Raw genomic sequence first — 13,732 nt, 5'->3', positions numbered from 1 at the left:
ACGTCGCCTAAATATCGAGCGGGTCGACTTCCAGCGACCATTTGATGCGGCCTTTGATGGCGCGCAGCTCGGCCAGCCAGTATTTCAGGAACGCTTGCAGCGCCGGCCGCGACGCCGACTCCACCAGCAATTGCGCGCGGTCGACATTGTGCACGCGCGTCATGCTCATCGGAATCGGATCGTTGATCGTGATGCCGGGATGGGGCAGGCAATCGCGCGCCTGCTCCAAAAAGGCGATCGCCGTCGCCAGTTCCGGCGCCTCGGCCCGCAGCAGCGCCTGGAACAGATAGGGCGGCAACGCGGCCTGTTCGCGCTCTTCCAGCAAGGCCGTGGCGAAATGGTCGTAATCGTGGTTGACCACGGCGCCGTACAGCGGATGTTGCGGATAGCGGGTCTGGATCAACACCTCGCTGGCGCTGCCGCCCTCGGTCTGGGCGGCGCGGCCGGCGCGGCCGGCGACCTGCATCAGCTGCGCGAACAGGCGCTCGCTGGCGCGGTAATCCTGCGAAAACAGGGCGGTGTCGGGGTTCAAAATGCCGACCAGGGTCAGCTTTTTAAAATCGTGCCCCTTGGCCACCATCTGCGTGCCGATCAGAATGTCGACCTCGCCCCGGTGGACCGTGTCGAACGCTTCCTTGGCGCTGCCTTTTTTGCGCGTGGAGTCGGCATCGATGCGCAAGATGCGCGCTTCAGGAAACAACTGCTGCAAACCTTCTTCCACGCGCTGGGTGCCGCGCCCCAGCGGCTGGAGATCGACGTTGCCGCAGGTGGGGCAGTGGCGCGGAATGCGCATTTCCAGGCTGCAATGGTGGCAGCGCAGCCGGTGCTCGGGCTTGTGCAGCACCATGAACGAGGTGCAACGGTTGCAATTGCTGATCCAGCCGCACGATTCGCAGCAAATCACGGGCGCATAGCCGCGCCGGTTCAAAAACAGCAGCGACTGCTCGCCGCGATCCATGCGCTGCCGCAGTGCCGCGACCAGGTGCGACGTCAAGCCGTCTTTCGGCTTGTCGCGTTCCATGTCGAGCAGCTTGACTTGCGGCAGCACGGCGTTCTTGACGGCGCGCTCGCGCAATTCCAGCTTGCGGTAGCGTCCGGACTGGGCGTGGTGCCAGCTTTCCAGCGACGGTGTGGCCGAACCGAGCACGATCGGTATGCCCAGCTGCCAGGCGCGCCAGACGGCCAGGTCGCGCGCGGAATAGCGCAAGCCTTCCTGCTGCTTATAGGAGGGATCGTGTTCCTCGTCGATGACGATCAGCTTGAGCCGCGGCAGCGATGCCAGGATGGCCAGCCGCGTGCCCAGCACGATGCGGGCCCGGCCCTGATGGGCGGCCAGCCAGTGCAACATGCGCTCGCCCTCGGACAGGCTGCTGTGCAGGGTCGCCAGCATGACGCCGGGGAAACGGGCGCGGATATTGCCTTCCAGCTGGGGCGTCAGATTGATTTCCGGCACCAGGATCAGGATCTGGCCGCCCGGTTCGCGCTCCAGCACCTGGGCGCAGGCTTGCAGATACACCTCGGTCTTGCCGCTGCCGGTGACGCCGTACAGCAGCGTCGGGCTGTAGCCGGTGGCGCCGCCGATGGCGTCGGCCGCCTCTTGCTGGGCGTCGTTGAGCCTGGGCACGTTCAGCGGCGTGCCGTCGTGCTCGGCGGCGTTCTTGTCCAGCTTCTTCAGCGCCCGGTCCAGCGCCACCGTGGTCAGCACGCGCAGATTCTTGGGCAGGCCGGGCAGCGCGACCTCGCCCAGCGGACGCTGGTAATAATCGGCCGCGAAGCCGGCCAGCGCCAGCCATTGCGGGGACAGCGGCGCCAGCTGGCTGCGCACGGCCAGCGCATCCTTGAGCTTGGCCGGGTCGACGTCGGTCTGGTGGGCGATGCCGACGATCAGGCCGACCACTTCGCGCGCGCCGAACGGCAGCAGCGCCAGCTGGCCGACCAGCGGCTCCGCGCCGGCCTCGCAGGGCCAGCGATAATCGAAGATGGCGTTGAGCGGGGTGTCCAGCGCGACCTTCAAGATGCAGTGATGGGACGTGTCCGGCATGGCTGGATTCAGACGGTGAGATGTATTCACAATAAGTGTGGATAACTTTGTGGACAAGAGAAAATTAATGTAGGGAAACCGTAGGCTAGCAAGCTGGTATCGGCGTAAACCGGGGCGAAAATCAAAAATATTTCCATTTAAAATCAATGACTTGAAAAATGCTTACTAGGGAGGGGAAAAACCGGATTTTTATTGCGCCGCTGTGCATAACTGAGCCGTTCAGCCTGATTTTCCAGATGAATTTACGCATTTTTCTTATATCAGCCGCAGACTTATCCACTGAGCTGGCGCAAGCAATCTCCATCCAACGGCAGAGATATTCCAACGACCAAATTCTTCAACGCAACTGAGTTATCGGATGAAAATATCTGCTCGGAAATTTTGCATCGCAACATAATTCCACATTGAAACATCACATTATCGCCAAGTTGGCGCTAAGTGCCGGTTTACTAAGTACTTTTCTTTTTTTATCCACAGTTTATGTGGATAACTTTGTGGACAAGGAAAAAATAAGACGATTTAAGTACCGAAATAGTGTTTACCCCGCATCAAATGTTGCTAAAAACAGATTGAAATAAATCCTTAAAAATCAATGACTTAGGATTTTATGTAGAGTGACAAAAATAAGCCTGCCTAATATTTCCGCAGTTAAAATAATTGTGCATAAGTCGTTCTGGTTTGATACTTTGCGGGATGAAAAAAAGGCACGTTTCAGGCGAAACGTGCCCTTTGTTAGCAAACTACATCAGGCGGCGCGCTGGGCCCGGCTATGAGCGTGTACCGCCTCCACCATCGCGGCGACATGCTCCGGCGGCGTGAACTGCGAAATGCCGTGGCCCAGGTTGAACACGTGGCCGTGACCGGCCGCCGGCGCGCCGTAGGCGTCCAGCACCTTGGCGACCTCGGCGCGGATCTGGTCCGGGCTGGCGAACAGGATGGCCGGGTCCAGATTGCCTTGCAGGCCGACCCGATGGCCCACCAGCGCGCGCGCCCGCGTCAGGTTGACGGTCCAGTCGAGGCCGACGGCGTCGGCGCCGATCGCGGCGATCTGCTCGAGCCACTGGCCGCCACCCTTGGTGAAGACGATGGCGGGGATGCGCACGCCGTCTTTCTCGCGCTTCAGTTGAGACAGCACCTGCTCCATATAGTTCAGCGAAAACTGCTGGTAAGCGCCGTCGGCCAGCGCCCCGCCCCAGGAATCGAAGATCATCACCGCTTGCGCGCCGGCGTCGATCTGCGCGTTCAGGTACTCGGCCACGGCCCTGGCGTTGAGCGCCAGGATGTGGTGCATCAAGTCCGGGCGGCCGTACAACATTTTTTTAATCGTGTGGAACTCGCGCGAGCCCTGGCCCTCGACCATGTAACAGGCCAGCGTCCACGGGCTGCCGGAAAAGCCGATCAGCGGCACGCGGCCGTTGAGCTCGCTGCGGATCTGGGTCACGGCCTTGAACACATAGTCGAGCGAGCCCGGCTCCGGCAGGCGCAGCGCCAGCACATCCTGCTCGGTCTTCAGGGGCCGCTGGAACTTCGGTCCCTCGCCCTCGACGAAATACAGGCCCAGGCCCATGGCGTCGGGCACCGTCAGGATGTCGGAGAACAGGATGGCGGCGTCGAGCGGAAAGCGCGCCAGCGGCTGCAACGTCACTTCGGTGGCGTAGTCGGCGTTGGTCGCCAGGCCCATGAAGGAGCCGGCCCTGGCGCGCGTGTCGCGGTATTCCGGCAGATAGCGCCCCGCCTGGCGCATCAGCCACACCGGCGTGTAGTCGGTGGGCTGGCGCAGCAGCGCGCGCAAGAAAGTGTCATTCTGGAGCGGAGCGAATTGGGGCATGGGCGGCGATCGGAAGCGGCGGGAAAGGCGCTATTATCGCATCCAATGTATTTCTAATCCGCAGCGAGGACGCCACTTTGATCGCGTCATAGGGAAATTCAACGCCGCCGCCGGCAGCGCGACGCATCAGGCCCGCAGCGATCAACGCATCCACGTCGCCACGCACCTTCCGCACATCGCGCGCCACCCGACGCGCCACCTTGCGCACAGACATGGGACCGGCTCCGCATAAAGCGTCGATCAACTGCCAGCGGTCGGAGGTCAGCACCTGCTGCAATAATTCCAGAGTGACAAAGCTGTGCCGTGTGCCACTGCGCACCAAGCCGTCGTTCCAAGCTTGCAAAACTTCCTCCGCGGCATCGGCGAGCGAACAGACATCAATCGTCAGCGTGTTCATTATTCCACCTCACAATATCAGCCAGGAACGCCGCCATCAGCCGTTCGGGGTTGCTGAAAACATAGCTGCTTTGCTGCCCATCATAATGACGATGATCGCCTTTGCCGGCCTCGTTATCGTAGCGAAGCACGCAGACGCCATGAACGACATAGGCGAACCGGTATTTGTAGCGATGAGAACAAGCCGTCATCGGCCGGGGCAGATACCAGAGCACAAATTCCGCAAACGCGCCCGACGAATGGTCGACCGAGTTTTAATGAGCTTGGTGGCCTTCATGCGGCCGATAATGCGTATACCACTATAGGCCGTCAACGCGGTTCGACAAGCCGACGCAGGTTTCGCTGGATGATTGGGTGCGCTTTCACTATCATGCGAGACCGGGCCGCAATTCGCCCTGACGACCCATCACGGAGCCACCATGACATCTGCCGCCCGCCCCCTCACCGCACCCTACGGCGCCTGGCCGTCGGCCATCAGCGCCGCCCAGGTGGCGGCCGGCGCCACGCCGTTGACCCAGCTGGCCCTGGGCGGCGCCGACAGCGGCGACATCTACTGGCTGGCCGGGCGCGCCGCCGAAGCGGGCCGCAACACGCTGCTGCGCCGGCGCGGCGCCCGCGACGACGAGCTGACCGCCGCGCCCTTCAACGTCCGCACCCGCGTCCACGAATACGGCGGCGGCGCCTACGCGGTCGATGGCGACACCGTCTACTTCTCGCACTTCGCCGACAACCGCTTATATAGCATCGGCGTGGACGACGGCGCCGGGCCGGTGGCGCTGACGCGCGCGGGCCGCCAGCGCCACGCCGATTTCGTCGTCGACCGGCCGCGCCGGCGCCTCATCAGCGTGCGCGAGCTGCACGCCGAGGACGCGCACGCGCAACCGGTCAACACGCTGTGCGCCATCGCCGCCGACGGCAGCGAAACGGTGCTGGCGTCGGGCGCCGACTTTTACGCCGCGCCGCGCGTGTCGCCGGACGGCCGCGCGCTGGCCTGGCTCAGCTGGGACCATCCGCGCATGCCGTGGCAGGGCACCGAATTGTGGCTGGCCGACTTCAACGCCGACGGCACGCTGGCCGCGCCGCGCCGCATCGCCGGCGGCGCCGAGGAAGCGATCTGCCAGCCCGAGTGGTCGCCCGACGGCAGGCTGCACTTCGTCTCCGACCGCAGCGGCTGGTGGAATCTGTACCGCTACTGCGAAGCGCAGGACGGCCAGCCCCGCATCGAAGGCCTGTGCCCGATGGCGGCCGAATTCGGCGCGCCGCACTGGAGCTTCGGCGGTTCCATGTACGGCTTCCGTTCGGCCGATGAAATCATCTGCACCTATATCGACCATGGCGTGAGCCGACTGGCGCGCCTGCGGGTCGGCAGCGGCAAGCTCGAAGCGATCGCCAATCCCTACCAGGAAATCCGCGAACTGCGCGTCGGCCCCGGCTTCGTCGTGCTGCTCGGCGGCGGCCCCACCATCGCGCTGGAACTGGCGCGCATCGACTTCACCGGCACCGACGTCGAAGTGCTGGCGCAATCCATCGCCGACCTGCCGGACCCGCGCGAACTGTCCATCCCCGCCAGCATCAGCTACGCCAGCGCCGGCGGCCGCACGGCGCACGCCTTCTTCTACCCGCCGGCCAGCAAGGACGTGCAAGCGCCGGCCGGCACCAAGCCGCCGGTGATCGTCATCAGCCACGGCGGCCCGACCGGCATGACCGTCAACACGCTGAAACTGGCGACGCAGTTCTGGACCAGCCGCGGCTTCGGCGTGCTCGATGTGAACTACGGCGGCAGCAGCGGCTTTGGCCGCGCCTACCGCGACGCGCTCAAGGGCCAGTGGGGCATCGTCGACGTCGAAGACTGCATCGCCGGCGCGCGCGCGCTGGTCGAGCGCGGGCTGGCCGACGGCGCGCGCCTGATTATCCGCGGCGGCAGCGCCGGCGGCCTGACCACCCTGTGCGCCCTGACCTTCCACGATGTGTTCCAGCTCGGCGCCAGCTATTACGGCGTGTCCGACCTGAAGGGACTCGATCAGGATTCGCACAAATTCGAATCGCACTACAATGCCTACCTGATCGCGCCGCAGCCCGAAGCGGAGGCGCTGTACCAGGCCCGCTCGCCGATCAACCACACCGGCCGTCTGGCGCGCCCGATGATTTTCTTCCAGGGCCTGGACGACAAGGTGGTGCCGCCGCAGCAATCGCAAACCATGGTCGACGCGCTCAAGGCCGGCGGCGTGCCGGTGGCCTATCTGCCGCTCGAGGGCGAAGGCCACGGCTTCCGCAAGGCCGAGAACATCGTGCGCACGCTGGAGGCGGAGCTGTATTTTTATCAGCGCATCTTCGGCCTGCACGCGACCGACGCGCCGGCGCCCATACACATACACAATCTGGACTGATCCCGCATGACCGACCCGCAACTGCTTGAAGAATTTGACGCGCTTGAGTTCAATGAAAAAATGATCCTGGCGCTGCTCGCGCTGATCGGCGAACCGACAGGCCGCGCGGCCATCCTCGATCAGGTGCGCAAGGCCGGCATCAACAATGACAAGAACGCGCGCTACACCGTCGAAAGCCTGGACGACACGCTGCGCAAACTCGACAGGCTGGCCTTCATCAGCACCATCACGGGACGCGGCTTGATCTGCAACGCCAGGCTGCGCTGGCCGGCGATCGGCGCGGCCATCGACGAGAATATGCTCGACGACCTGGCCGAGGCGCACGACTTCGTGATGCCGATGCGGCAGACCTGGAACACGCTCGAACCGCGCAGCTACCGCGCCGGCGTGGCGCGCCTGCGCATGGCGCTGTTGCGCGGCCTGGCGCGCAAATTCGTCGAGCCGCTGCTGCAATTTTGCGTCGCCAGTTACGAGGCGGCGCAGCTGCATCCGCTGATCGAGATTTTCGGCCGGCCGTTCGAGCCGGCGATGATACGGCGCGTCCACCGCGACTTGCAGGACGAGGTGCTGGCGCGCCTGCTGGTCAACGCGCAGCGCGAGCCGGCCACCGCCTCCGAGCTGCGCGACTTCTGCGTGGCGTTTTACGAACAGTGCATGGCCGGCGACGGCTACGTCGGCACCGAGCTGCATCTGGCGCTGACGGAACACGCCATCCTGTGCGGCCGCCTCGACGACGCGGCGCGCTACGTGGCGGCGGTGGCCGGTCCGCTGCGCCAGTACCACGACGCCAGCATCGCCATGCTGCGCGGCGACCAGGACGGCGCCCTCGCCGGTTTCGAGGCGGCGCTGAAAGCGCTGCGGCGCGAGTCCGGCAAGCGCAAGCAGCTGTTCGAGGGCATCGGCGGCCACCTGTACATCCTGGCCCTGCTGCGCGGCGGCGACGCCAAACATATCAAGTCGGCCGAGGCCTATCTCGATAGCGCGCTGCGGGCGCCGCACAACCACGACACCGCCGTCTACCAGCAACTGGGCCTGTTGCGCCAGATCCGCGCCGGCACCTTGCAGGCCGACGTGGTCCCCGGCCGCGCGTGGGAAGCGCCGCTGCAGGCGCAGATGTTCCAGGCGCTGATGTACTACTGGCTGTCGCTGCCGCAGCTGGCCGAGCGCCAGGCGGAATTGCGGGAACTGGTGCAGCACACCGAACAAGCCGGCTTGCTGCTGATCGCGGCGCAGGCGGCGGCGCTGCTCGGTCACCAGGGCGACACCGGCCAGCAGGCCTATGCCGCCGCCCAGCGCGCACGTTTGGGCTTTGCCGACATGACGCTGTGGTTCGAGCGCCAGGAAGCGTGGCAGCGCCAGCTCGCCGCGCTGATTAATTTGCAGCAGCCGGCGGCGGCGGGCGATGCCGGCGCCGGCGCATCCCGGCTGGCGTGGCTGCTCAACTACCACGCCGACTATGGCTTGAACAGCGTCGAGCCGCGCGAACAGAAACGCGACGCGCGCGGCGCCTGGAGCAAGGGCCGCGCGGTCGGCCTGAAGCGGCTGCGCTTCGAGTCGGAGCAGATCGATTACCTGACGCCGCAGGACCTGCGCGCGGCCGAGGCGATCAGCGTGGCCCACCGCAATTACCATTCGTCCGGCCTGGCCTATGAAATCGATCCCGAACGGGCGGCGGCGGCGCTGGTCGGCCACCCGCTGCTGTTCTGGACCGATGCGCCGGACACCCGGGTCGAGCTGGTGGCCGGCGAGCCGGAACTGCTGATCCGCAAACACGGCGGCAAGCTGCATCTGAGTTTGCAGCCGGCCATCCCGGACGACAGCTCCACCGTCATCGTCAGCAAAGAGACGCCGACGCGGCTGCGCGTCATCAGCATCCTCGACGAGCACCGCCGCATCGCGGCCATCGTCGGCGCGGGGCTGGTGGTGCCGGCCCACGCCGAGAAGCAGGTGTTGCAGGCGATAGGTTCGATCTCCGCGCTGGTGACGGTGCAGTCGGACATCGGCGGCGCCGCGGCCGACATCGAGCAGGTCGACGCCGACCCGCGCCTGCACGTGCACCTGCTGCCCTACCAGCACGGCCTGAAGATGCAGCTGCTGGTGCGGCCGCTGGCGAGCGGCGCCTACTACCCGCCCGGCAGCGGCGCCGACACGCTGATCGCCGACGTCGCCGGCAAGCCGGTGCAGGCGCGCCGCGATTTGAACGCCGAGCGCGAAGCCGAGCGCCAGCTGGTCGCCCGCTGCCCCATCCTGGAAAGCGCGGAGCAGGACCATGGCGAATGGCTGCTGGGCCAACCGGCGCTGTGCTTGCAGCTGCTGGTCGAATTGCAGGAACTCGACGCCGGCGCCATCGTGCTGGCGTGGCCGGAGGGCGAGAGCTTCCGCGTCACGCCGCGCGTCGAGAGCAAGCAGCTGCGCCTGAATATCCGCAGCGAGAAGGACTGGTTCGCGGCCAGCGGCGAATTGCAGATCGATGAAGACAAGGTACTGGACCTGCGCACGCTGCTGGACCTGATGCAGAACAGCCAGGGCCGGTTCGTGGAACTGGGCGAGAACCGCTATCTGGCGCTGACCGAGGAACTGCACCGCCGCCTGTCGGAGTTGGCGGCCTACGGCGAGCGCGATGCCAAGGGCGTGCGCATCCACCCGCTGGCGGCGTTCGCGCTGGAAGACCTGGCCGGCGACGCCGGTGGCCTCAAGGCCGACAAGCTGTGGAAGGAGCATCTGGCGCGGATGGCGGCCAAGGCCGATTTCGTGCCGCGGCTGCCCGGCACTTTGCAGGCCGAGTTGCGCGACTATCAGCTCGACGGCTTCGAGTGGCTGGCGCGCCTGGCCCACTGGGGCGTGGGCGCCTGCCTGGCCGACGATATGGGCCTGGGCAAAACCCTGCAGGCGCTGGCGCTGATGTTGTCGCGCGCGCCGCAGGGGCCGACGCTGGTGATCGCGCCGACGTCGGTGTGCATGAACTGGATCAGCGAGGCGGCGCGCTTCGCGCCGACCTTGAACGTCAAGCTGTTCGGCGCGGGCGACCGCAACGAGACCTTGTCCACGCTGGCGCCCTTCGATCTGGTGGTGTGCAGCTACGGCCTGCTGCAACTGGAAGCGAAACTGTTTTCAGAAGTGAAGTGGACCACCATCGTGCTCGATGAGGCGCAGGCGATCAAGAACGGCGCCACCAAACGCTCGCAGGCGGTGATGGCCTTGCAGGGCGGCTTCAGGATGGTGGCCACCGGCACGCCGCTGGAAAATCATCTGGGCGAGTTGTGGAACCTGTTCCGCTTTATTAATCCGGGCTTGCTCGGCACCCTGGACCAGTTCAACCTGCGCTTCGCGGGGCCGATCGAAAAGGCCCAGGATCACCGCGCCACGGTGGGCGCGCGCAACCGCCTGCGGCGTTTGATCCAGCCCTTCATTTTGCGGCGGACCAAATCGCAGGTGCTGTCGGAACTGCCGCCGCGCACCGAGATCACGCTCGAAGTCGACCTGTCGAAAGAGGAGACGGCGCTGTACGAGTCGCTGCGCCGCGCGGCGCTGGAAAACCTGGCCAGCGTCGAGGGACCGGCCGAGAAAAAGTCGATCCAGATCCTGGCCGAGATCATGAAGCTGCGGCGCGCCTGCTGCCACCCGCAGCTGGTGGCGCCGGAGCTGGGCCTGGCCAGCAGCAAGCTGGCGGCGTTCGCGCATTTGCTCGAAGGGCTGCTGGAGAACAAACACAAGGTGCTGGTGTTCAGCCAGTTCGTCGACCATTTGAAACTGATCCGCGCCCACCTCGACGCGCAGGGCGTGAGCTATCAATATCTCGACGGCGCGACGACGATGATGGACCGTAAAAAACGCGTCGACGCCTTCCAGGCCGGCGAGGGCGAGGTGTTCTTGATTAGCCTGAAGGCGGGCGGCATGGGCATCAACCTGACGGCGGCCGATTACGTGATCCACATGGACCCGTGGTGGAATCCGGCGGTCGAGGACCAGGCTTCGGACCGCGCCCACCGCATGGGGCAGCTGCGCCCGGTGACCATTTACCGGCTGGTGGCGCGCCACACCATCGAGCAGGGCATCGTCGACCTGCACCAGCACAAGCGCGACCTGGCCGACAGCCTGCTCGAAGGCAGCGACCTGGCGGCGCGCATGTCGGCCGGCGACATGCTTGATATGCTGCAGGAAGGCTTGAAAAAATAGCGGGCCGCGGCGCGCGCCCGCGGCGCAAAAAAACCGCCGTCGCGCTGCATTTCAGGTAACCTTATATTTCGATCAAGGAGTCGCGCTCATGGAACAAGATGTCGCCAGCAATATCGGAACGCACGGCACGCCGCTGGGCGGCAAGGCGTGGACCGCCTACCTCGGGCCGGTGCTGCTGGCCGCCATCCTGTTCGGCGCGGTGCTGCCGCTGGCGTTCCGCTGGTCGGAATGGGCCGCCGCCGGCGTGATGGTGTTCACGGTGCTGGTGGTGGGCTACCGCATCCTGCTGGTGCGCAGCTACCAGCTGTATTACGACGACATCGGCGTGTGGATGTATCGCGGCATCCTGCCGTGGTCCAAGGGCCTGGTCGGCGTCAAATGGCGCGACATGGACGAGGCCACGTTCGCGCCCTCGTTCTGGAGCTGGCTGCTGCGTTCGTACACGATACGGGTCGGCCACCGCTTCACCAAGTCCAGCGAAATCGTCATGACGCAAATGGCCGGCGGCAAGAACGCCGTCACCGTCCTCAACACCCAGCTGCAAAATCTGATCCGCGCCAACCAGCTGGTCTAGGCGCCGCGCCAGAGTGTAACTTCTGCTCTCAAGCCAGCCGATTGATGATAATCTCCCACGCTTCGACGTGGCGCGCCCGCCTGACATTGCGATCCTGCGCGCCCCGCCCTTACCTTCGAGGCTGAACACGATGATTAAAACAAGCATGGCGCTGGCGGTGATGCTGGCCGTTTGCGCCGCCGCCCCGGCCACGGCCGCCACCCATCACAAGCACGGCAAGGCCGCCGCCCACGCCGCACACGCGACCGGCGCGCACGGCAAAACCACATCCCACGGCGCGACGCACACGGCCGCGCACGGCAAAACCAGACACGCCACGCATGGCGGCAAGGGCGCCGCGCACGCGGCCGTGCCGGTCGCCGCCGCGGTCGCCACACCGCACCCGAAAGCGGTGGCGGCGCCGGTTCGGCGCCAGGACAAGTCCTTCGACGTGCTGAGCAACCAGTTCCTCAGCGCGCTGTGGCGCGAAGATCCGGAGTCGGCGATCGAGGTCGGCAAGTACGACACGGCCGCCAACCTGACCATCCCGAACCAGGCCCATCAAATCGAGCAGCTGGCCTTCATCGACGACTGGCTGGCCCGCTTCGGCAAGGTCGACGCGCGCCAGCTGTCGGCCAAGCAGCGCACCGACCTGGCGCTGCTGGTCAACAAGCTCAAGTCGGACCGCTTCGACGCGACCACGCTGCGCGAGTTCGAGTGGAATCCGGCCAGCTACAACATCGCCGAATCGATAGACCTGATCCTCAACACCGAGTACGCCGCCAAGCCGCAGCGCCTGCGCACGCTGCTCAAGCGCATCGCTGGCGTGCCGGCCTATTACGAGGCGGCGCGCAACAACATCGTCAAGCCGACGCGCGAGCACACCCAGCTGGCGATCACGCAGGCGCCCGGCGTGCAATCGATCTTGACCGAGCTCGACAAACAAGCCCAGGCCTCCATCCTCAATCCGGCCGAGAAGCAGCTGTTCACCCAGCGCATCAACGCGGCGCTGACGGCCGTCGACGGCTATGTGGCGTGGTTGAGCGAGCTGGACAAGACGATGGCGCAGGAAGGCGGCGGCCGCTCCTTCCGCATCGGCAAGGAGTTGTATGAGCAGAAATTCGCCTACGATATCCAGTCCGCCAGCACGGCCGAGCAGACGTATCAAAAGGCGCTGGCCGCGCGCGAGGACTTGTTGCAGCACATGGAACAGCTGTCGGACGAGCTGTGGCCGAAAGTCATGGGCGACGCCGCCAAGCCGGCCGACCGCACCGCCAAGATCGGCCTGGTGATCGACAAGCTGTCGGCCAACCATGTGGCGCGCGAGGATTTCGTCAACGAGATCCGGCGCGAGATTCCGGCCTTGCAGGATTGGGTCATCAGCCACAACCTGCTGACGATGGACCCGAAGAAGCAGCTGGAAGTGCGGGCCACGCCGGCCTATCAGGCCGGCGTGGCCGGCGCCAGCGTCAACGCGCCGGGACCGTATCGTCCGCAGGACAAGACCTGGTACAACGTCACGCCGCTCGACAACGAGACGCCGGAACAGGCCCAGAGCAGCCTGCGCGAATACAACCACTGGATCTTGCAGATCCTGAATATCCACGAGGCGATTCCGGGGCATTACGCGCAGCTGGTCTACGCGAACCGTTCGCCGTCGCTGGTCAAGTCGCTGTTCGGCAATGGCGCGATGGTCGAGGGCTGGGCCGTGTATGGCGAGCGCATGATGCTCGACGCCGGCTACGGCGACAACGCGCCCGAGATGGCGCTGATGTACGCGAAATGGCATCTGCGCGTGATCAGCAACACCATCCTCGACTACGGCGTGCACGTGCTCGGCATGCAGGAGGCCGAGGCGATGGACCTGCTCGAACGCCAGGCCTTCCAGACCCACACGGAGGCGGCCGAGAAGTGGCAGCGCGTGCAACTGAGTTCGGTGCAGCTGACTAGTTATTTCAGCGGCTACACCGAGATCATGGAGTTGCGCGAGCAGCGCAAGCAACAGCTGGGCGCCAAGTTCGTGCTCAAGGACTTCAACGAGCAGTTCCTCAGCTACGGCAACGCGCCGGTGCGCATGATCAAGGATTTGATGCATTGAGTTGCGTGACAGGGGACGGATCCGCAGGTCTGTCCCCGGCTTGCGGCCCGCGATTGCGCCGCGTCAAGCGCTGTGGCTGAGCAAGGTCCTACGATAGCCGAGGTGCCATTTGGCCCGCCTGTCGTGCTACCTGCAAAGGACCGCCCTCCCATGAAAACCCCTTCACTCGCGCTGTTGTGCGCCGTCGCACTGCCGATTTTGCTGGGCGGCTGCGAAAGCATGCCCGTCAATGTCGGCGACAAGAGCGCCAAGA

7 protein-coding genes and 1 pseudogene are annotated in these 13,732 nt (G+C 65.2%); 4 read left to right on the top strand and 4 right to left on the bottom strand.

All coding sequences use genetic code 11. The annotated features are described in order from the left end of the window. Positions 1–7: 7 nt before the first annotated feature. The 4 genes and pseudogenes from Q0S71_RS10310 to Q0S71_RS10295 form a co-directional block, all read right to left on the bottom strand. The gene (locus Q0S71_RS10310; RefSeq protein ID WP_295994551.1) at positions 8–2,041 is read right to left on the bottom strand and encodes a primosomal protein N'; all 2,034 of its coding nucleotides are present in this window, start codon (positions 2,039–2,041) and stop codon (positions 8–10) included. Positions 2,042–2,786: 745 nt separating this feature from the next. Continuing rightward, positions 2,787–3,869 carry a uroporphyrinogen decarboxylase gene (hemE, locus tag Q0S71_RS10305; RefSeq protein WP_295994547.1) on the bottom strand — a complete coding sequence of 361 codons (1,083 nt, stop codon included), beginning with the start codon at positions 3,867–3,869 and terminating at the stop codon, positions 2,787–2,789. After that, a complete protein-coding gene (locus Q0S71_RS10300; RefSeq protein WP_295994544.1) occupies positions 3,841–4,266 on the bottom strand; it encodes a transcriptional regulator in 426 nt (141 codons plus the stop codon). The genes hemE and Q0S71_RS10300 overlap by 29 nt, the downstream gene beginning before the upstream one ends. Beyond that, positions 4,247–4,492: pseudogene (locus tag Q0S71_RS10295) on the bottom strand (DUF6516 family protein); the annotation flags it as partial. The pseudogene Q0S71_RS10295 and the gene Q0S71_RS10300, both read right to left, overlap by 20 nt. Positions 4,493–4,684: 192 nt before the next feature. Here Q0S71_RS10295 and Q0S71_RS10290 point away from each other — a divergent pair. The 4 genes from Q0S71_RS10290 (at position 4,685) to Q0S71_RS10275 (ending at position 13,479) form a co-directional block, all read left to right on the top strand. Continuing rightward, a complete protein-coding gene (locus Q0S71_RS10290; protein ID WP_295994541.1) occupies positions 4,685–6,652 on the top strand; it encodes a S9 family peptidase in 1,968 nt (655 codons plus the stop codon). A gap of 6 nt (positions 6,653–6,658) precedes the next feature. Continuing rightward, positions 6,659–10,828, top strand: coding sequence for a DEAD/DEAH box helicase (locus Q0S71_RS10285; protein WP_295994539.1), 4,170 nt, complete (start codon positions 6,659–6,661; stop codon positions 10,826–10,828). A gap of 88 nt (positions 10,829–10,916) precedes the next feature. Then, complete coding sequence (locus tag Q0S71_RS10280; RefSeq protein ID WP_295994536.1) at positions 10,917–11,402, top strand: hypothetical protein; 486 nt, start codon at positions 10,917–10,919, stop codon at positions 11,400–11,402. A gap of 130 nt (positions 11,403–11,532) precedes the next feature. After that, complete coding sequence (locus tag Q0S71_RS10275) at positions 11,533–13,479, top strand: DUF885 domain-containing protein (RefSeq protein ID WP_295994532.1); 1,947 nt, start codon at positions 11,533–11,535, stop codon at positions 13,477–13,479. The last annotated feature ends 253 nt before the right edge of the window (positions 13,480–13,732 follow it).

This window comes from Rugamonas sp. (assembly GCF_025354735.1).
In the GTDB taxonomy this organism is placed as follows: Bacteria; Pseudomonadota; Gammaproteobacteria; order Burkholderiales; family Burkholderiaceae_D; genus Rugamonas.
The sequence above is the reverse complement of the archived record's forward strand: the minus strand, read 5'-3'. Positions and strand labels throughout refer to the sequence as shown.